The organism is Sebaldella termitidis ATCC 33386, from assembly GCF_000024405.1.
In the GTDB taxonomy this organism is placed as follows: Bacteria; Fusobacteriota; Fusobacteriia; order Fusobacteriales; family Leptotrichiaceae; genus Sebaldella; species Sebaldella termitidis.
In genome coordinates this window covers 4235718-4256509 of record NC_013517.1, presented here as the reverse complement: position 1 = coordinate 4256509, position 20792 = coordinate 4235718, and the positions used below count along the sequence as shown (strand labels likewise).

Sequence of the window (20792 nt, the reverse complement as noted above, 5' to 3'; positions counted from 1 at the left end):
TAAATAAAGAAGCTTCTTTGTTTGATATAGTGATACTGCAATTTTAGGAGGAAAAAATGATAAATTATTTGAATGAATTAAAAAAAGGGGAAAATGTACTTACGAAAGTCGGGGAAAAACATGATGATATGCTTATGGATATAAGCGTTTTCAATATGTCAAAAGGTGAGGAAAAAAAATTATCAAGTGAAACTCAGGAAACAGCAGTTCTTCTTCTTACAGGAAAGATAGAGCTTTCATGGGAAGGGAGAAATTCTGTTCTGGAGAGAGGGTGTATGTTTGACGAGAATCCTGTGTGTCTTCATGTGCCGAAGGACATAGCGGTGGACATAAAGGTCCTGGAAGACAGTGAGGTTCTTGTGCAGAAAACTGAGAATAACGGGACTTTTGATTCGAAATTGTACAGTAAAGAGGACACAAAAAGTGAAATTTTTGGTGACGGAGTATGGGACGGTACTGCAAGAAGAGTGGTAAGAACTGTGTTTGATTATAATAATGCACCGTATTCCAACATGGTTTTAGGAGAAGTAATAAATTATCCGGGAAAATGGTCAAGCTATCCGCCGCATCATCATCCGCAGCCTGAAGTTTATTTTTATAAATTTAATAAGCCTCAGGGATTCGGACTGTGTCTTGTAGGAGAGGAAGCTTATAAGATAAAAAATAACAGTTTTCTTACAATAGACGGCGGTCAGGTACATCCGCAGACAACAGCTCCCGGTTATGCAATGTTTTATTGCTGGATGATAAGACATTTCGACGGAAATCCGTGGACTGAAAGAATAGATGAGGAAGATCACAAATGGCTTTTGGAAAAGGATGTAAAAATCTGGCCTGAAAAATAATATGCCTGTTTCCGATTTGATTATTTCTAAAGAGGAAAGGGTTCATATTCAGACAGATTATCATAAATAAAAAAATTATAGGAGGAAAAAAATGCAAAAATTGAAATTTTTTATAAACGGTGAGTGGAGAGAATCAAAAACTGATAAGTATTATGATATATACAATCCGAGTACTGGTGAAGTAATAGCACAAACTCCGTGCTGTACAAAGGAAGAAGTAGAGGAAGCCGTACAGGCAGCCAAGGACGCATTTGAATCATGGGCGGCAATTCCTGTAATGAAAAGAGTTCAGATTTTATATAAATTTAGAGATCTGCTGGATCAAAGAATGGACGAGCTTACAGAAATACTGTGTAAAGAACATGGTAAAAACTGGGCGGAAGGACAGGGAGATTTATTAAAGGTAAAAGAGCCCGTAGAGCTTGCATGCAGTGCTCCGTTATTAATGATGGGAGAATCTCTGATGAATACTTCTACAGGTTATGATACTGTACTTTACAGAGAACCGCTGGGGGTATTTGCAGGAATAGCTCCGTTTAATTTCCCGGGGATGATACCAATGGGATGGATGGTTCCGTTATGTATCGCTACAGGAAATACAATGGTGCTGAAAGCATCAAGTACTACTCCTATGACAAGCTACAAGCTTGCAGAGCTTTTTGTGGAAGCAGGACTGCCAAAAGGAGTATTAAATATAGTGACAAGTTCAAGAAACGAAGCAGAAATTCTGTTATCGCACCCTGATGTAAAAGGAATCTCATTCGTAGGATCGACATCTGTGGGACTTCATGTATATTCTACAGGAGCTGCACACGGAAAAAGAGTACAGGCATTATGCGAGGCAAAAAACCATGCATTGGTACTGGAAGACTGTGTACTTGAAAGATCTGTAAGAGGAATTATAAACTCGGCATTCGGATGTGCAGGGGAAAGATGTATGGCTCTTCCTACAATATGTGTTCAGGAAAGCATAGCTGATAAGTTTGTGGCAAAATTAACAGAAGTGGCAAAAGAACTGAAAATAGGACCTGCATATGATAAAACAACTGATCTCGGACCTGTAGTTACAGCAGATCACAGAAAATATGTGGAAGGATGGATACAAAAAGGTATAGACGAAGGAGCAAAGCTTGTTCTTGACGGAAGAGGAGTAAGCGTACCCGGATATGAAAACGGATTCTATATGGGGCCTACAATTTTTGATTATGTAACAGAAGAGATGGAAGTAGGACAAAAAGAGATATTCGGTCCGGTGTTATGTATAAAAAGAGTAAAAGACTTCGAAGAAGGAATAACAATAATGAATGCAAATGAATTTGCAAACGGCTCTGTTATTTACACTAGCAGCGGATATTACAGCCGTGAATTTGCAAGACGTACTGACGGAGGAATGGTAGGAATAAACGTAGGAGTGCCGGTGCCGGTAGGATTGTTTCCGTTTAACGGACACAAGCGTTCTTTCTTTGGAGACCTTCATACACTTGGAAAAGACGGGGTAAAATTCTTTACTGATGCCAAAGTAGTAACAAGTACATGGTTTACAGAAGAAGATAATAAAGCTAAGGTAGACACATGGGACGGTTCAGTAGTAAAATAGGAAATCAGAGTTTAAAAAATTTCTTTTGATACCTTTGATATCATTAAGGAAAACTTTCGATAATCGTTAAAATTCTTAGCATTGGAGGAGAAATGAAATATATAAAATTAACTACCGCACAGGCATTAGTAAGATTTTTGGATAATCAGTATGTGAGTTTTGACGGACACGAGGAAAAATTCATAGAGGGAGTCTTTACCATATTCGGTCATGGAAATGTACTGGGAATAGGACAGGCTCTGGAAGAAAATCCCGGTGACCTGAAGGTACATCAGGGAAGAAATGAACAGGGGATGGCACTTGCTGCCACAGCCTTTGCAAAACAGAAAAACAGAAAAAAAATATATGCCTGCACTACATCTGTAGGACCGGGAGCTGCTAATATGCTTACCGCTGCAGGAACGGCAACCGCAAATAATATTCCGGTGCTTCTGCTTCCGGGAGATACATTTGCTACAAGACAGCCTGATCCTGTATTACAGCAGGTAGAACATACAAATAATCTGTCTGTGACTACAAATGATGCTTTTAAAGCAGTAACAAAATACTGGGACAGAGTGACAAGACCTGAACAGCTTATGTCAGCGATGATAAATGCAATGAGGGTTCTGACTGATATAGGAAATACAGGAGCTGTGTGTGTAGCCATGCCTCAGGATGTACAGGGGGAAGTTTACGAATTTCCTGAAAGCTTTCTTGCCAAAAGAGTGCATGTGATAGACAGAAGAATAGGAACACCTACAGAATTTAAGAATGCAGTGGAATTAATAAAAAGAAAGAAAAAACCGATTATAATATGCGGCGGCGGAGTAAGATACTCTGAAGCCGGAGAAGAAATGAAAAAGTTTGCTGCGGAATTTAATATACCAATAGGCGAAACTCAGGCAGGAAAAAGCAGTATAGAAAATGATTTTGAACTGAATATGGGCGGAATAGGAGTAACAGGAAATCTTGCAGCAAATATGCTTGCAGCAGAGGCTGATCTGGTAATAGGGATAGGAACAAGATTTACGGACTTTACTTCAGGGTCAAAGGCTTTATTCCAAAATGAAAATGTAGAATTTCTTACTATTAATGCTTCGGATTTTCATGCTGAAAAGATGGATGCGGTAAAGATAGTGGGAGATGCAAAGGTGTGTCTTGAGGAATTAAATAAACAGCTGCGGGAAGAAGGCTATAAAAGTGCTTACGGCAGTGAACCTGAAAGAGCAAAAGCAGACTGGGCAAGCGAGCTTTCAAGACTTCACGGAATAAAATTCACTAAAACAGGATTCAAGGCAGAGGTGCCTGATCAGATAGAAGAAGCTCTTAATGAAATTTATGATCTGTACGGAGGAGCTCTTACACAGACAGAAGTACTGGGTGTAATAAATGATTTTCTAAAAAAAGATTATGTAGTAGTAGGATCATCGGGAAGTCTTCCGGGTGATCTGCAGAGAATGTGGGAAACAAATGAAAAGTACAGCTATCATATGGAATACGGGTATTCATGTATGGGGTATGAAATAAACGGAGCCCTTGGTGTAAAAATGGCTGAGCCCTCTAAGGAGGTTTATGCAATGGTAGGAGACGGAAGTTATTTAATGCTTCATTCGGAGCTGGTAACTTCTATTCAGGAAAATAAAAAGATAAATGTTCTTTTATTTGATAACTGCGGTTTTGGATGCATTAATAACCTGCAGATGGGAAATGGAATGGGAAGCTTTGAGACTGAATTCAGAAACAGAGGAAGCAAAAAGCTTATTCCTGTAGATTATGCAAAAGCAGCTTCGGGATACGGAGTAAAAACTTACTCTGTAAAAACTCTGGATGAACTGAGAGCAGCTTTGGAAGATGCAAAAAAACAGGAGATTTCTACTCTTATAGATATAAAGGTACTTCCGAAGACGATGACAAACGGATATGAGTCATGGTGGCATGTAGGAGTAGCCGGTGTATCTGAAAAAGATTCCATAAAAACAGCTTTTGAAGAAAAAGAAGACGGGCTGAAAAAGGCGAGAAAATATTAAAAAATAAAGGAGAGATCTTATGTTAAAAATAGGTATTATAGGTGCTGGAAGAATCGGTCAGGTTCATGCAGAGAGTATTACAAAGTATGTAAAAGAAGCAGAAGTAAAGTCAATAGCTGATGTGTACCTGAATGATCAGGTAAAAGAATGGGCAGCAAATATGGGAATCGCAGAAGTATATAATGATTATAAAAAGATATTGGAAGATAAAGAGATTGATGCGGTATTAATCTGTTCTTCCACAGATACACACTCTCCTATATCTATAGAAGCTATAAATGCAGGAAAGCATGTGTTTTGTGAAAAACCTATAGATCATGATGTAGATAGAATAAAAAATGTAATAAAAGCACTGGAAAATTCAAAGGTGAAGTATCAGGTAGGTTTTAACAGAAGATTCGACCATAACTTCAGAGCTGTAAAAGAAGCAGTGGCAGCAGGAAAAATAGGGCAGCCTCATATTTTGAAAATAACTTCAAGAGATCCTATGCCGCCGGCAGTGGAATATATAAAAGTATCGGGAGGAATGTTCCTTGATATGACAATACATGATTTCGATATGGTAAGATACCTTCTTGACAGTGAAGTGGAAGAAGTATACGCACAGGGAGCGGTTCTTGTGGATAAAAGAATAGGCGAAGAAGGAGATATAGATACTGCAATCATAACAATGAAAATGGAAAACGGAGCACTTGCAGTAATTGATAACTCGAGACAGGCTGCTTATGGTTATGACCAGAGAGCTGAGGTTTTCGGATCAAAGGGTCAGGTAGCAGCTTATAATGATACTACATCTACAGCAGAATTATCAAATGCTGACGGTGTAACTAAGGAAAAACCTCTGTTTTTCTTCCTTGAAAGATATATGCAGGCATATGCACAGGAAATGAGAGAATTCATAGAAGCAATTACAGAAGATAAAGATGTTCCTGTAGGAGCAATAGACGGATTAAAGCCTGTACTTATCGGTCTTGCAGCAAAAAAATCAATAGAAGAAAACAGACCGGTAAAAATATCTGAAATAAGCTTTTAAGCATCTGAGCTGTGAATAAGTTTTATATGTCAAAATTAATATAAAAATCAATAATCCCGGTGTACTGACTTAATACCTCTTAAAAATAACAGTACCCGGGAATAATCTTAAAAATTCAGGAGGAAAATATGTTAAGTGAGAAAGTAAAATTAGCTATTGCACCTATAGCGTGGACAAATGATGATATGCCTGATCTGGGAAGTGAAAATACATTTGAACAATGTGTAAGCGAAATGGCATTAGCTGGATTTACAGGGACAGAAGTGGGGAATAAGTATCCTAAAGATACAGCAGTATTAAAAAAAGCATTGGAATTAAGAGGACTTAATGTAGCCAGTGCATGGTTTAGCGCATTTCTTACAACTAAACCATTCGAAGAAACTAAAACGGAGTTTATTAAGCACAGAGATTTTCTTCATGCAATGGGAGCAAAGGTAATAGTAGTTTCTGAACAGGGGCACAGTGTTCAGGGTCAGATAGATACTCCGGTTTTTGATAAGAAGCCTGTATTTACAGATGAAGAATGGAAAAATCTTGCTGACGGACTGAATAAGCTGGGAGAAATCGCTAAGGAAAAAGATATGAAAATAGTATACCATCACCATATGGGAACAGGAGTGCAGACAGAAGAAGAGGTAGATAAGCTTATGAGCATGACTGATGAAAATCTGGTATATCTGTTATATGATTCAGGACATCTGAAATTTTCCGGAGAAGATACAATTTCCGTGTTAAAAAAATATATAAACAGAATAAAGCATGTTCATTTAAAAGATACAAGACCTGAAGTAGTGGAAAAAGTAAAAAATGAAAAATGGAGCTTTCTGAAAGCTGTAAGAGAAGGAGCATTTACAGTTCCGGGAGACGGATGTATTGATTTTGAACCAATTTTCAAAATACTTGATGAAAATAACTATGAAGGATGGTTCGTAGTGGAAGCCGAGCAGGATCCAGCCAAGGCAAATCCTTTGGAATATGCAATAAAAGCCAGAAAGTATATAAAGGAAAAAGCCGGGATATAAGTGTAAAATAAGGAAGTATAATTGATAAGAAAATAACGGGACAGGTGGAAAATATTTATGGTTGTGAAAAGAAAAATAAAATTGGCACTTTTCATCATACTTCTTTTAATAATTCATATTAATGTATTTGGAGATGAAAAAATGACGGAGGAATTCAAGATAGCATTTATATCAGACGCTCATTTTCATGATGTATATGCTGATTTTGAAGATGGATCATTTGAAGGACTGAAAAACAGCAAAACTGGTAAAAATGCCAAAATAAGAACAATGGAAGCGGAATTAACTTCCACAAGACTTTTTAACGAAAATTATTATGCTTTGACAGCTGCTTTGGATAAGGTAGCGGAACAGAGAATAAAGTATGTGGGACTTGCAGGAGATTTCAGCGATGACGGGCAGATAGTTCATATAAGAGGACTGAAAAAGATACTGGACTCATATACTGAAAAATATGATATGCAGTTTTTTGCGGTTATGGGAAACCATGATCCCGTGAAGCCGGTAGACAATCCAAACGGAAAAAGTGATTTTCTGGGAAAAGGCGGAATGGAGCAGAGAATTTTCAGCAAGGGAGCCAAGGAATGTGTTAATTACAGCGGAGATAAGGCTTTGATAGACACAGGAAGCGGCAATCCCACAGTATGTACACAGGAAATCCTTGAACTGGGCTACGAAAAAATAGCGGGAGAAATGGGCAAATATGGTTTTATGCCGCAAAAGGACTACATATACTGGGCAACTCCTTACAGTACTTATGAATATAAGGATTATACATATGATAAAGCATTGTCGGAATCTCCGATGGCTAAGAGAAAATATGAGGAATGTCTTGAAGGTACAGGCGGAAAATATAAGAAAGGATCGTACACAAACTGTTTTATGGTAGAAGATCCTACTTATGTGGTAGAGCCTGTTAAAGGAATATGGCTTCTTGCAATAGATGCAAATGTATATCTTCCTGTAAAGGATGCAGATACAAAGAATCCGTCAAATCCGGCAAATTTTGAAGGCTCGGGAAATGCAGGATACAATAAAATGATTACGCATAAAGCAGCAACTGTGGAATGGATCGCAGAAGTAGTAAAAAATGCTGAAAAAGAAGGAAAAACACTAATTACATTCAGTCATTTTCCTATGATAGATTTTTATGACAGAAATGCAAAAGATCTGGAAGAAATTTTCGGGAAAAATAAGCTGGATCTGAGAAGACTGCCTACAGAAGAAACAGCAGAGAAAATGGCACAGACAGGAGTAAGATTCAATGTAGCGGGACATCTTCATTTCAATGATACAGGCGTAAGAAAATATGAAAACGGTGATTTTCTGGTAAATATACAGGTTCCGTCACTTGCAGCCTATGTGCCGGGATATAAGGTTCTTACCATGAAAGGACAGAATATTCTTGAAGTAGAAACTGTAGAAATAAAAGATGTACCGGGATTTGACGAGTTATTTGAGCATTACAGGGAAGAGCATAAATATCTTTCTGAAAATAAACCGGAAAAAAACTGGGATATAAGAGTACTTGATTCTAAAAATTACGGGGAATTCGCTGACTGGCATCTGGTAGAGCTTACAAGAAAGAGATTTCTTCCGCAGCAGTGGCCTGAGGATTTGAGAAAAATACTGGATACTGTGAACGGTAAAGACATACTGGTCTATTCAGAGCTCGGCGGAGTTATTTCCATGGAAGATATGAACAAAATAAAATCCGGAAATACGGCAGATCTTGATAAAAGTGTTCTGAAATTATGGAAAGATGCAGAAAAGAAGGCACAAAGCACTGCCAAGAAAAACGGACTGAATATCAAAAATTTTGAAAAATGGAAAGGCTTTGATCTTGCAGTAGACTTTTACAGATTTATGAATGCAGATGAGCTGGCTTTAAAAAAGGTAAGCAGGGAAAGAGTGAAGGAATATTCGCTTATTTATCATAATTTTAAGGGGAAAAACAGTACTGATGTATCAAATGATACATATAACTATTATTTTAGCAGACTGTTCAGAACTATGTATAATTTTACAAATGATACACCAAGTGATAAATTTATAGTGGATTTTAATAAAAAAGAGATTACGGACTTAAGTAAAAATACAAACAGAATGAAATAAGAGGGAAGGCAACAGGGTGGAAGATATAATTATTTTAATGATCTAAAAATTGAACAATCAAAAATAGATAATTATATGCATAATAAAACTTAATAATACGTACTGTGGAAGCTCTAAAGGCTTTTACAGTTACAGTACCAGTTTACACGCTATTTATTTAAAATAATAATTAAAAATACTCCGGACATAATCGACACTCATCTCTGATCATATTTCCAATAATATGAATCAGGGATGAGTACAGATGTTTTGACATTGAGGACTCAATATATCTCAGACAAAACACAGATATACATAATCAGGTATAGTTAATTTTGCCCGGAGTTTTAATATTTTTGGGAGGTAACAAGGTATGAAAAAGTTTAGAAATTATGTAATAATGGGATTAGTGTCAATGCTATCTATTTTTTTAATAAGTTGTTCGCAAAAAGGGGACACGGCTGATGGTGGACAAGGTGGAAAAAAAATAAAGGTGGGAGTATCAATAGCTAATTTTGACGATACTTTCCTCACATATATGATGGACGGAATGAAAAAAGCTGCTGAAAAGGAAGGTGATATAGAGCTTGAATTTGTTGATGCCAAGGAGGATATCGCAAAACAGATGAATCAGGTGGAAAACTTCGTAACTCAGGGAAAAGATGTAATAATAGTAGTACCGGTAGATACAAGTGCGGCAGATCCTATGACTAATGCAGCTGTAACTAATGGTACAAAAATAGTATATGTAAACAGAAATCCGGGAAATCTTCCAGACGGTGCTTATTATGTAGGATCAGAGGAGAAAAAAGCAGGAATAATGCAAATGGAATATCTTGCCGAAAAAATGGGAGGAAAAGGAAATATTGTTATTCTTATGGGAAAACTGGATAACGAGGGTACTATAAAGAGAACTGAGGGTGTAGAAGAAATAGCAAAAAAATATCCTGATATAAAAATTCTGGATAAACAGACAGGTTTATGGCAGAGAACAGACGGAATGGCTAAAACTGAAAACTGGCTTAACAAATATGGAAATGAGATTAATGCAATAGTATCTAATAATGATGATATGGCTCTCGGAGCAGTTCAGGCATTAAAAGATTCAGGTAAAACAGGTATATTTGTAATAGGTGTGGATGCGACACCGGATGGACTTGCTGCACTGGCAGCAGGTGATATCAGTGCGACTGTATTCCAGGATGCTGACGGACAGGGCGGAGGAGCAGTAGAAGTAGCCAAAAAAGCAGCTAACGGAGAAACAGTAGTAAAAGAAACTTGGGTTCCGTTCAAATTAGTAACTCCTGAAAATATAAATGAATTTAAAAAATAAACTTTTTTAAAATTTCCGGCTGTCTTTCTGTAAAAAGAGGGCAGTCGTGAAAAACATTTTATTATTAGGAGGGATTTTGATTTGGAAGAGAGAAGAATACTGGAAATGCGCGGTATAAGCAAGGAATTTCCGGGCGTAAAGGCTTTGGATAATGTGGAATTAACGTTGCACAGAGGAAGAGTATGTGCTTTGATGGGAGAAAACGGTGCGGGAAAGTCTACCTTGATGAAGGTGCTTCTTGGTATTTATACTCCCAATAGCGGAAAAATAACTTTCAGAGGTAATGAAGTAGCAATAAAAAATCCTCATGAAGCTTTGAATATGGGAATTTCCATGATACATCAGGAGCTGAATCCCGTGATAGAAAGAAGCATAATGGAAAATATATGGCTCGGACGCGAACCATTGAGAGGAAAAGTGGGACTTGTAGATCATAAAAAGATGTACAGCGACACAGTAAGACTTTTGAAGGAGCTGGAGCTGGATTTGGATCCGAAAGAAAAAATGAGAAATCTCACAGTAGCACAAATGCAGATGGTGGAAATAGTAAAAGCGGTTTCTTATAATTCGGAAATAGTAATAATGGATGAGCCTACTTCATCACTTACTTCAAAGGAAGTGGACCATCTTTTCAGAATAATAGAAAAATTAAAGGAACAAAATAAAGCAATAGTATATATTTCACATAAAATGGATGAAATATACAAAATAGCCGATGATATAACTATTTTCAGAGACGGAAAATATATTGGTACATATGAGACAAAGGATGTGAGCAGGGAACAGCTCATAAATCTTATGGTGGGAAGAGAAATAAAAGATATGTTTCCAAAAACAGAATGTACCATTGGAGATGTTAAGATAAAAGTAGAGAATCTTTCGGCAGGAAATGTTTTTGAAAATATAAATTTTGAAGTAAAAAAAGGAGAAATACTTGGTTTTGCAGGGCTTGTAGGATCAGGAAGAACAGAAGTAATGGAGACTCTTTTTGGAGTGAGAAGAAAAAGCGGCGGAAAAATAACTATAAATGATAAAGAAGTAGAAATAAATACTCCAAATGACGGAATAAAGAACAAAATAGCAATGCTTACCGAGGACCGGAGAGATACAGGGATTTTCCCCATGCTTTCGGTAAAGGATAATATTGTTATTTCCAACATGGATTTATACTTACGCGGAATATTGCTGAATAATAAAAAAATACAAAAAGACTGTGAAAAATATAAAAATGAAATAAGAATAAAAACTCCGAGCATAACAGAACAGATAAAAAACCTGAGCGGGGGAAACCAGCAGAAAGTGCTTATAGCAAGATGGCTTCTTACAGAGCCGGAAATACTGATACTGGATGAACCTACAAGAGGGATAGATGTGGGAGCAAAATCAGAGATTCATTCGCTCATATCAGCTCTGGCAGGTCAGGGTAAGTCAATTATCTTAATATCGTCTGAACTTCCCGAAATTCTCGGGATGAGTGACAGAATAGTGGTTATGCACGAAGGTAAGATAACAGGTATTTTGAACAGGGGAGAAGCTACCCAGGAACTTATTATGAAGTATGCGACTGGAAATGTTCCGGCATAAAGGAGGAAATTATGGAAGATATGATTAAATATGAAAAAAAGGGAACTAATATAGATTTAAAAAAAATAATGTCAAGGTACGGGATATACTTAATTCTGTTATTTATGATAGTAGTAATAAGCATGATGAGACCGGTATTTTTGAGCCAGAAGAATCTGCTGAATGTAGTAAGGCAGGTTTCTGTGATAGGACTGATTTCACTTGGAGTTACTCTGGCAATAATAGCTAAAGGAATAGATCTGTCATCAGGATCTGTACTTGCATTGGCAGGGGTTATAGCTGCGAGCTTTGCACAGACAGCAGGCTGGACACAGAAAATGTATCCTAATATGGGGGTTCTGCCTGTAATAGTTCCGATTATTGCAGCTTTAGCAGTAGGGAGTATCTGCGGGTTAATAAACGGAAGTCTTATAGCAACCACGGGAATTCCGCCTTTTATAGCCACGCTTGGGATGATGGTGGCGGCGAGAGGAGCGGCTCTTTTGTATACAGACGGAAGACCGGTAAGCTCACTAACACCTTCATATCAGTTTATAGGTCAGGGATATGTATTGGGAATTCCGGTACCTGTTCTTATATATCTTGTTATGATAGGGATTACATGGGTAATGCTTAATTATACCAGATTCGGAAAAAATGTATATGCAATAGGCGGTAATATAAATGCTGCCGAAGTATCGGGAGTAAAAGTAAAGAAGAATATAATAATGATATATCTGTATGCAGGACTGCTTGCAGGTCTTGCAGGTCTGGTACTTACCGCGAGAGTAAATACAGGTCAGCCCGGGATGGGAGTTTCATACGAGCTTGATGCAATAGCGGCTACTACAATAGGTGGAACAAGCCATTCAGGAGGAATAGGGACAATAGGCGGAGCCTTTGCAGGAGCACTGATACTCGGGGTTCTGAATAACGGTCTTGATCTTCTGGGAGTTTCGGCATACTGGCAGCAGATAATCAAAGGGGCGATAATAGTAGGAGCAGTTGTTATCGACATGAGAAAACATGCTAAGAAAGCTTAAGGGGGCAGATATGGAAAAAGTAAAAATTGGGGTAATAGGTCTGGGAAGACTCGGTTATAAGCATGCTGAAAATCTGGCTTTCAAGATTCCGAATGCAGAGCTCACAGCAGTGTGTGCCATGGAGGAAGACAGACTGGAACAGGTAAAGAAAGACTGGGGAGTACCGTATACATATAAAAATTTTGAAGATATGATAAAGAATTCAGAACTGGATGCAGTTCTTATAGCATCACCTTCGGGGCTTCATACAGATCAGATATCAAAAGCTCTTGCAGCAGGGCTGCACGTATTCTCTGAAAAACCACTCGGGACAACAGTAGAGGAATGCAGAGAAGCTGAAAAGGCTGTGGAAAAATATAATGATAAAGTATTTATGCTCGGCTTTATGAGAAGATATGATGCCTCATATAAATATGCAAAAGAAAAAATAGACAGCGGAGAAATAGGCGTACCGATTTTGTTTCGGGCATACAGCCAGGATCCCGAAAGGTTCATAGAGGGAGCCATTGCTTATGCAGGACACAGCGGAGGACAGTTTATAGATATGTCGGTACATGATATTGATCTGGCAAGGTGGTATCTGGGAGCAGAGCCTGAGGAAGTTTATGCTATAGGAGGGTGCTATGCTCATCCTGAATTTGCACAGTATAAAGACGGGGATAACGTATCTGCCCTTATGAAATTCAAAAACGGGGCAATGGCGTTTTTATTTGCCGGGAGAACAGCACCCCATGGTTATAATGTAGAAACAGAAATTATAGGTACGAAAGGAATTCTCAGAATAGGAAGCGTTCCTCAGAAGAATATGGTGGAAATACTGGACAACAGCGGGGTAAGAAAAGAATGCTCGCAGGATTTTCTCGAAAGATTTGAAGAATCTTATCTAAATGAAGTGAACGAGTTTATAAACTGTATTATTGAAAAAAGAAAACCCGGTGTTACAGTTTATGACGGTACTAAAACCACAGAAATAGCATATAAGTGTAAAGAGGCTTTTGAAAGTGGTAAATTAACAAAGATATAGCATGAATGTACTCCTTATTTATCAGAGGTTTTGCATGATTTTCTATATTTGTAACATTCTCATCCTTTGACAGCTGTAAATGAAAAAACAGCGGACAGAAAGATACCTTTTAAAGTGTCTTTCTGTTTTTTTGAATTTATGTGTCCGTAGTACTTTAAATAACAGAATATAATTTAAATTTAAAAATTAAAGGATTTTTTAGATATTGATGCTATATTTGAATTATGAAAAATTATATATTATAAAGTAAAAAATACTAAAAGTCGGAATTGCTTTGGATTAAGAAAAAAAGGCATTTTAAAAAGTGCTGAAAATTTTGTAAATATAAAAAAAATTGAAAAATACTGAAAAAACTGTACTTCTAAAGAATTAAGGCTTTACTTTTAAAATCAGATATGCTAAAATAAACTAAGATTTGGCTTCTACAATATATTCAAAAGAAGGCTTGAGTAAGGCCTTTTTTTGTTTTGTAAAAAAATATTACTTAAAAGACTACTAAATAAAAGAAAATTATACTATAATATTTATAATAAAAAAATGGAGAAGAGTATAATGGCTATAATTCAATTAAAAAATGTATATAAACAATTTTCCGGGGAGTATATACTGAATAAAATATCATTCAGTATAGAAAACAGAGATAAGATAGGTCTTGTGGGACTAAACGGAGCCGGAAAATCCACTCTTATAAGAATACTTCTGGGTCTTGAGACACATGATCAGAATGAATATAATGAATTCGGAGAAATAACAAAGAGTCCCGATCTGCGTATAGGATACTTATCGCAGGAATATAATTTTTCCGATGAAAAAAATACCGTGTATGAGGAAATGCTTTCTGTATTTCATGATGAGATGGAATTATGGAGAAAAATACAGAAGACTAATATGAAGCTTTCCGTGGCAGAGCCCGCAGAGCTTGAGGGATTGCTTGAGGAACTGGAAAGACTGAATTCGGAATATGAAGCAAAAGATGCCTACACTTTAGAATATAAAATAAAGCAGATTCTTACAGGTCTGGAACTGGGAACGGAGTATTACGACAGAATGCTGGAAAAATTAAGCGGAGGAGAAAGAGCAAGGGTTTCACTTGCAAAGCTTCTGCTTCAGGAGCCTGAACTTCTTATTCTCGATGAGCCTACGAATCATCTTGATTTATATTCCATAGAATGGCTGGAAGACTTTTTGAAGAAATATAACAAGGCATTCCTGCTTGTATCTCATGACAGATATTTTTTGGATAATGTATGTAATAAGATGTTTGAGCTGGAAAATAAAAAATTATATAAATATGACGGAAATTTTTCTGATTTTATAATTCAAAAGGAGCTCATATTAAAAGGGGAAATGAAAAGATACGATAAGGAACAGGAGAAAATAAAGAAAACAGAAGAATACATAGCCAGATATAAAGCCGGTATAAAGTCCAAGCAGGCAAGAGGAAGGCAGAAAATACTGGACAGACTTGAAAGAATGGATGATCCTGTTTTTAATCCCGGGAGAATGAAGCTGAAATTTGAAATATTGTCAGCTACAGGGGATAATGTATTAAAAGTAAAAAATATAGAGAAAAGCTATAACGGAAAGAAAGTTTTGAATAATATAAGCTTTGACCTTTACAAAGGCGACAGGGTAGGGATAATAGGAAAAAACGGAATAGGAAAATCCACTCTTCTGAAAATAATAACAGGAAACGAGAAGCAGGATAACGGAACGGTAGAATTTGGAAGCAGGGTAAAAACAGGTTATTATGATCAAAATCATCAAAATCTGGATTACAGAAATGATATAATTACAGAGCTTAATACAAGGCTTGATCTTACAGAGGAGTATCTGAGAAACATGGCAGGAGGTTTTTTATTCACAGGTGAGGAGACTTCCAAGAAAATAGAAAATCTGAGCGGGGGCGAAAAAGTAAGAGTGTCTTTTATGAAGCTTATTATGGAAAAGCCCAATTTTCTCATATTAGATGAGCCTACGAACCATCTGGATATTTATTCTATAGAGGTACTGGAGGATTCATTGGAGGATTACGAGGGGACAATGCTTATAGTTTCCCATGACAGACACTTCCTGGACAGTATATGTAATAAAATATACTATCTTGATGAAAATGGTCTTGAGGTATTTGACGGTAATTATGAAGATTACAAGGAAGGTATTGCGGGGAAAGCCGTAAAAGACAGTGCGGATAAGCAGGAGAAAAAGTTAACCTATGAAGAGCAGAAGGAAAGAGGACGGCAGGTTTCAAGACTTAAAAATGCCCTGACGAAGCTGGAAAAAGAGATAGAGGAAATAGAGCTGGAAAAAGAAAACCTTGCAGATGAATATGATAAAGCAGGCAGAAAAAATGATATTGGACTTTTGATGGAGATACAGGAAAAAATAGGTATTCTGGAACAGCAGGAAACTGATAAAATGGATGAATGGGAAAAAATAAATCTTGAGCTGGAAGAAATCGAAGGGGAGCAGCTTTAGTCTGGAAATTATATAACCAAAAATTTTATATATTAAGTAGAATAATAAATATAAAATTTTTGGTTTTTTTCATGAGAAAATATAAAAAAGAGGTGTTTTAATTGAGGAAGTTTTTGAAATGGATATTTATTTTAACAATGCCTGTAGTAATAATTTTTTTGATATTATCAAATATAGTAATGCTTTTTAAATATGAAAATGAAAAAAGCTCGAAAAAAGAAATACAGGAGCTCTTAAATAATTATGACGGGGTAACTTTTATAAAGTATAAGCCTACACTGTTTACTATATATAACAGGGGAGGATTTGAAATAGACAACAATATTGACAATCTGATATATGAAAAAGAACTGGATATAGAGGAAATAGAAGAAGCAGGAAAAGCGGGAAAAATATCGGAAATCACTGTGTCAAAAACTGAAAATACAGTAAATATTTCCTGCAGGATAGACATGGAAAATTACTGGTATTCCATGAATGACTGTCTGTTTGTATTTAGCAGAATGACTAATGAAAGAATAAAATATCTGAAGCAAATGGAGCTAAATAATATTCATAAACAGATCAGTTATAATTATTCCGGAACTGATAAGTCTTTTTGGAGTATAAAAATAGGGAGAAACAGATATTATGAACTTAAATTTTCTGAAATTCACAGATTGAGAATACAGGAAACTTACCGAGTTGAGCTGCCGGATAAAATATACGGCATTTTAACAGAAAATCAGTTTAAAAAAATAGAAAAATTTAGTTTTGAGAAAATAACAACAGATGATGAAGAAGGGCTGAGAGAATTATGGGATATATTCCCTTTTATTTCTTTTTCGTATAGATATAAAGATGTTATAGATACAGGAAAAATGAATTGAATATAATAATCTGAAAGTATATCTGAATACTACCTGTCAGGAGAAGCATATTTTCATAAGAAGAAAAAGGTTTGTAAGAAAGAGAATTTCTGCAAACCTTTTTATATTATTCGGTTAAATATATCCGACTCCGGATTCTTCCAGTATAGCAACAAGCTTAGCATAATATTCGGCAGATGTTTTGTATTGTCTTTTATCTTCAGCCTGTGAAGCGAGTATCTTGTAAATATCAGTGAGTCTGTCATGAACTCTGTATTTTTCATAATATGGTACGCATATTTTCATATATTCCATAAATTTCTCCTCGTTTTCCTTTGAAGCCTCAATGATACCAAGGTAAAATTTCAGGGACATATCCTGATCAAAATTCCTGTCCAGCTTCACGAGAGTTTTTAAGGCAGTCTCAAGTGCGGGCAGATTATCTGTCTGATAATAAAGCTCACATTTATAGCAAAGAACCTGTGTGGAAAACTGGGAGTTATCTTTGACATTTCTGCTTATTCTTTCATAGACATTGATATCATTGTCCATTTCATGCCAGAGCTTCAGCTTCATTTTCATAATAATGCGGTTATTGGCAATGGTTACCGAATAACCAAGCTGATCTTCCAAGGCATTGTACTGCAGTGAGCTTTCAGCTTTTTCAAGATATTTCAGGGCCTTATTTATAAAGCCTATTTTATAATAAAAACCACTGTACATAATATGCAGCTGAGTCAGCTGAAAAAGAAGACCTTCATAATAACAGTAAGCAAGAGCTTTATCTATTAATCCTTCCACTGCCTCAAATCTACGTATCTGTATAAGAAATTCTATTTGAAATGTCTGTAAACGAACCAAAACATTGGGATTATCATATGAAAATTTTTGAAGCTCCATACAGTAACGCAGGGAATCCTCTGAAAACTGCTCTGTTCTCGAAGCCAGCATTTGGTAAAAAAGTATTGCTTTTTTCAGGGGAAGTGAGACTTCTGTTTCAGAATTTTCAAACTGTTTCAGATAAAAGTCTAAATATTCTTCTGATATAGTCGCTGCTTCCTCTTTTCTGGACATCAAAAGTAAAAAAGAAGCTTCAGCCAGTTTTTGAATAAGCTCTAATGTGAGGAAATCACTGCTTTTCGGAAAGCTGCTTATGAATTCCTCGTTCAAATCATAAGAAAAAATTTTATTGGTAATACTTTCTGCCTGACTGAGAATACTATCATCAATATATCCGGCTTTTAGCAGATAGTCTTTCTCTACTCCCAGCCTTTCGGCAATTTTTTCGGCAACATCCTCAGGGAGCGGGTAACGCCCGGCAAGTATATTGGCAAAGTGTGTGGTGGCAACAAGACCGTGTACCAGCTCTTTCCTGTTTATGTCTTTTTGTCTGCACAGGTAATTGATTCTTTCTTTTAACATGTAAAAAACTCCTTTATCAGTGTAATGACAGCAATACACCGGATGTAAATTATAGTTTAATTATATAAGAAAACTATATTTTGTCAAATTTAACAGTATAAAAAAAATGGAAAGACCTGAAAAAATATGAAAAATGCCAATATAAAATTTGAATAAAATACTTTAAATTCATAAAAATAAAAATTATATTGTAAAGATAAAAAGCATTGTGAAATATGGATTTGATCATGTTTTTTAAAAAATATAGCCGGAAAATCACAACAAAATAATTTTTGAAACATCAGTTTTAAAAAGTGAAAAAACAGAATGTATTGTATTAGCTGAAAACATTGAATTTGTGGACTTTATATGATATTATTAATTAAGCTTAAGCCAAGGAAAAAAAGTTAGCAGGGTACCCGAAAATTTAAATTCATATATGAAGAATCAGACAACGGAGGAACAGGGAAATATGAAAAAAGTATTATTAAGTCTGCTGTTACTGGGAGTTATGTTTTCCTGCGGGAAAAAAGAAGAAAGCAGTATGGAAAACAGCGGAACTGTGAATGCAGAAAGCGAAAGCAGCACACCAAAGTTCAAGGATCCTGATGTGCAGAAGCTAGCAGAAGCATATACAGAACTTTCAAAGGAGTATGATAATATGACACCTGAGAAAGCAGGGGAGTTATCGCAGAAATTTCAGGAATTGTCATCAAAAAGCAGTGAAATAACGCAAAAGTTATCGTCTGATCCTAAAGAAGCAGAAAAATTTGCAAACTATATGACAGAAATAGGCAAAGAGATACAGTCAAAGATGATAAAGTAAATTTGAAAAAAGTTTAAAAATAATGTATTTGGAGATGTGTTAATGTGGAAGAGTAAAAGATCCGGTGTATCTTCAGCTGTCTGATGATGATAGTTTTATTTCGGACAGGAACATCCTGAGGATAGACCGCAGGCTTTTAGAACAGATGATATTAATATTTTAAAAGAGTTTTTTGGGATTAAAGCATAAATATATTCCGGAATTATAAGCCACCATAATTTTTGGTGGCTTTTTATCTGTTTTTATGTTATAAAAAATAGAATAAACATACAAAAAAAGTAAAGGAGAGAACGTTATGAAAACTGTAGGATTAATAGGCGGAATGAGTTGGGAATCAACTTCGGAATATTATAAAAAAATAAATGAAGGAATAAAAGAACAGCTCGGCGGATTTCATTCCGGTAAAATACTGATGTACTCTTTTGATTTTGATGAGATTGAAGCTCTTCAGCATAAAAATCAATGGGATGAGCTTACTGAAATGCTTGTAGATGCAGGAACAAGATTAAAAAAAGCCGGAGCAGATTTTTTGGCAATATGCACAAATACAATGCATAAGGTAGCTGATGAAGTAGCAGAAAAAACCGGACTGAAAGTTCTTCATATAGCAGATGTCACTGCAGAAGCTATAATACAAAAAAATAAAAATATAGTAGGGCTGCTAGGAACGGATTTTACTATGTCTGAGGATTTTTACAAAAAACGTCTGAATGATAAGTATAATATAGAAGTAATGATTCCTGAAAAAATGGAAAGAGAAAGAGTGCACAGGGTTATTTATGACGAGCTTTGCTGCGGGATAGTAAAAAGCCAGTCAAAAGCTGAATTTATAACTATAATAAATAATCTGAAGGATAAGGGTGCGGAAGGAGTCATTCTTGGCTGTACAGAAATACCAATGCTTATAGAGCAGAAGGATCTGGATATAAGAGTATTTGATTCTATGAAGCTGCATGCCGATGCAATAGTAAAAGAGATGTTAAACGGATAGGCAATATAAGGAGGAAAAATGGAAAAAAGTATAAAAACATTAGTTTTTTTATTTAGCTTATTATTTTTATATACAATAGTATTGGCAGAAGTAAAGGTACCGTCAGAAATAAAATTTAATAAAGAAGTCTATAAACAGGTTTATCAGGCTGGGAACGGGAAAACTTCGGACAAGGTAACGGAATATTTGAAAAGCGGGGAAACGCTGGAAAAATTTGAGAAGATGTTTTCTATATGGGAATATCCCAACGCTAAGGATGTAAAGATATTTACAGGGAATCTGATTAGAAACTCCAATACCTCTTACAAAATCACGCCAAGAGAAATTCTTGAGAATGATGATAATACGGAAACAATGGCAAGTCTTATTATTACAGCGGGGAATGTATCGGAGTATAATATTTACAGAGTATTAATAAAAGACGGACATGTGGTGACTTATCAGTTTTCATACAGAATATATGACAAGCCCGGAACGCCGGCTTATAAAAAGTGGCTTGAAAGCTTAGATAAAAATGAGACAGAGTGGTTTAAGGCAATGGCAAATATGAAAGATATAAAATAAGTAATAAAATAAGGCTGTGTTAAAACAGGAGATATCTGTATAGGATATGTAAAACTGCTGATTGTACACAGGCTTTTATTATATGTAAAAAAATAATTTTGCTTTTTAAAAATATAGGTTA

The 20792-nt window shown here is 35.9% G+C and carries 16 protein-coding genes; 15 read left to right on the top strand and 1 reads right to left on the bottom strand.

Annotated features, from left to right (window positions below):
- Positions 1-56 precede the first annotated feature (56 nt).
- The 12 genes from STERM_RS19930 (at position 57) to STERM_RS19875 (ending at position 16910) form a co-directional block, all read left to right on the top strand.
- On the top strand, positions 57-845 hold the full coding sequence (locus STERM_RS19930) for a 5-deoxy-glucuronate isomerase (protein ID WP_012863424.1): 789 nt from the start codon (positions 57-59) through the stop codon (positions 843-845).
- A gap of 91 nt (positions 846-936) precedes the next feature.
- Entirely contained in the window at positions 937-2442 is a 1506-nt protein-coding gene (locus STERM_RS19925; protein WP_012863423.1) for a CoA-acylating methylmalonate-semialdehyde dehydrogenase, read from the top strand.
- A gap of 92 nt (positions 2443-2534) precedes the next feature.
- A complete protein-coding gene (gene iolD, locus STERM_RS19920; protein ID WP_012863422.1) occupies positions 2535-4451 on the top strand; it encodes a 3D-(3,5/4)-trihydroxycyclohexane-1,2-dione acylhydrolase (decyclizing) in 1917 nt (638 codons plus the stop codon).
- Positions 4452-4470: 19 nt separating this feature from the next.
- Entirely contained in the window at positions 4471-5484 is a 1014-nt protein-coding gene (iolG, locus tag STERM_RS19915; RefSeq protein WP_012863421.1) for an inositol 2-dehydrogenase, read from the top strand.
- Between the two features lie 128 nt (positions 5485-5612).
- The gene (iolE, locus tag STERM_RS19910) at positions 5613-6506 is read left to right on the top strand and encodes a myo-inosose-2 dehydratase (protein ID WP_012863420.1); all 894 of its coding nucleotides are present in this window, start codon (positions 5613-5615) and stop codon (positions 6504-6506) included.
- A 57-nt stretch (positions 6507-6563) separates the two neighbouring features.
- Positions 6564-8621 (top strand): metallophosphoesterase family protein, encoded by a 2058-nt coding sequence (locus tag STERM_RS19905; RefSeq protein WP_012863419.1) that lies wholly within the window; start codon positions 6564-6566, stop codon positions 8619-8621.
- A 352-nt stretch (positions 8622-8973) separates the two neighbouring features.
- Positions 8974-9933, top strand: a complete 960-nt coding sequence (locus STERM_RS19900) for a sugar ABC transporter substrate-binding protein (RefSeq protein WP_012863418.1) — start codon at positions 8974-8976, stop codon at positions 9931-9933.
- Between the two features lie 105 nt (positions 9934-10038).
- On the top strand, positions 10039-11517 hold the full coding sequence (locus tag STERM_RS19895; RefSeq protein WP_041311100.1) for a sugar ABC transporter ATP-binding protein: 1479 nt from the start codon (positions 10039-10041) through the stop codon (positions 11515-11517).
- Between the two features lie 11 nt (positions 11518-11528).
- Positions 11529-12539: an ABC transporter permease gene (locus tag STERM_RS19890; RefSeq protein ID WP_012863416.1), complete on the top strand. Its 1011-nt coding sequence runs from the start codon at positions 11529-11531 to the stop codon at positions 12537-12539.
- Positions 12540-12549: 10 nt separating this feature from the next.
- Positions 12550-13563: an inositol 2-dehydrogenase gene (gene iolG, locus STERM_RS19885; protein WP_012863415.1), complete on the top strand. Its 1014-nt coding sequence runs from the start codon at positions 12550-12552 to the stop codon at positions 13561-13563.
- A gap of 552 nt (positions 13564-14115) precedes the next feature.
- Complete coding sequence (locus STERM_RS19880) at positions 14116-16041, top strand: ABC-F family ATP-binding cassette domain-containing protein (RefSeq protein WP_012863414.1); 1926 nt, start codon at positions 14116-14118, stop codon at positions 16039-16041.
- Positions 16042-16142: 101 nt separating this feature from the next.
- Positions 16143-16910: a hypothetical protein gene (locus tag STERM_RS19875; RefSeq protein WP_147289500.1), complete on the top strand. Its 768-nt coding sequence runs from the start codon at positions 16143-16145 to the stop codon at positions 16908-16910.
- A gap of 114 nt (positions 16911-17024) precedes the next feature.
- On the opposite strand, the gene STERM_RS19870 is transcribed toward STERM_RS19875, so the two are convergent.
- Complete coding sequence (locus STERM_RS19870; RefSeq protein WP_012863412.1) at positions 17025-18311, bottom strand: transcriptional regulator; 1287 nt, start codon at positions 18309-18311, stop codon at positions 17025-17027.
- A gap of 451 nt (positions 18312-18762) precedes the next feature.
- Between STERM_RS19870 and STERM_RS19865 the strand changes: the two genes are divergently transcribed.
- The 3 genes from STERM_RS19865 (at position 18763) to STERM_RS19855 (ending at position 20671) form a co-directional block, all read left to right on the top strand.
- Positions 18763-19116 (top strand): hypothetical protein, encoded by a 354-nt coding sequence (locus STERM_RS19865; RefSeq protein ID WP_012863411.1) that lies wholly within the window; start codon positions 18763-18765, stop codon positions 19114-19116.
- Positions 19117-19411: 295 nt separating this feature from the next.
- Positions 19412-20107 (top strand): aspartate/glutamate racemase family protein, encoded by a 696-nt coding sequence (locus tag STERM_RS19860; protein WP_012863410.1) that lies wholly within the window; start codon positions 19412-19414, stop codon positions 20105-20107.
- A gap of 18 nt (positions 20108-20125) precedes the next feature.
- Positions 20126-20671, top strand: a complete 546-nt coding sequence (locus STERM_RS19855) for a hypothetical protein (RefSeq protein ID WP_012863409.1) — start codon at positions 20126-20128, stop codon at positions 20669-20671.
- The last annotated feature ends 121 nt before the right edge of the window (positions 20672-20792 follow it).

Excerpts from the sequence above, each read along its gene's own strand:
- STERM_RS19900 (WP_012863418.1), top strand. The coding sequence starts at position 8,974 with ATGAAAAAGTTTAGAAATTATGTAATAATGGGATTAGTGTCAATGCTA.
- STERM_RS19855 (WP_012863409.1), top strand. The coding sequence starts at position 20,126 with ATGGAAAAAAGTATAAAAACATTAGTTTTTTTATTTAGCTTATTATTT.
- STERM_RS19870 (WP_012863412.1), bottom strand. The coding sequence starts at position 18,311 with ATGTTAAAAGAAAGAATCAATTACCTGTGCAGACAAAAAGACATAAAC.
- STERM_RS19865 (WP_012863411.1), top strand. The coding sequence starts at position 18,763 with ATGAAAAAAGTATTATTAAGTCTGCTGTTACTGGGAGTTATGTTTTCC.
- iolG (WP_012863421.1), top strand. The coding sequence starts at position 4,471 with ATGTTAAAAATAGGTATTATAGGTGCTGGAAGAATCGGTCAGGTTCAT.
- STERM_RS19890 (WP_012863416.1), top strand. The coding sequence starts at position 11,529 with ATGGAAGATATGATTAAATATGAAAAAAAGGGAACTAATATAGATTTA.
- STERM_RS19930 (WP_012863424.1), top strand. The coding sequence starts at position 57 with ATGATAAATTATTTGAATGAATTAAAAAAAGGGGAAAATGTACTTACG.
- STERM_RS19860 (WP_012863410.1), top strand. The coding sequence starts at position 19,412 with ATGAAAACTGTAGGATTAATAGGCGGAATGAGTTGGGAATCAACTTCG.
- iolD (WP_012863422.1), top strand. The coding sequence starts at position 2,535 with ATGAAATATATAAAATTAACTACCGCACAGGCATTAGTAAGATTTTTG.
- STERM_RS19895 (WP_041311100.1), top strand. The coding sequence starts at position 10,039 with ATGCGCGGTATAAGCAAGGAATTTCCGGGCGTAAAGGCTTTGGATAAT.
- iolG (WP_012863415.1), top strand. The coding sequence starts at position 12,550 with ATGGAAAAAGTAAAAATTGGGGTAATAGGTCTGGGAAGACTCGGTTAT.
- STERM_RS19880 (WP_012863414.1), top strand. The coding sequence starts at position 14,116 with ATGGCTATAATTCAATTAAAAAATGTATATAAACAATTTTCCGGGGAG.
- STERM_RS19905 (WP_012863419.1), top strand. The coding sequence starts at position 6,564 with ATGGTTGTGAAAAGAAAAATAAAATTGGCACTTTTCATCATACTTCTT.
- STERM_RS19925 (WP_012863423.1), top strand. The coding sequence starts at position 937 with ATGCAAAAATTGAAATTTTTTATAAACGGTGAGTGGAGAGAATCAAAA.
- iolE (WP_012863420.1), top strand. The coding sequence starts at position 5,613 with ATGTTAAGTGAGAAAGTAAAATTAGCTATTGCACCTATAGCGTGGACA.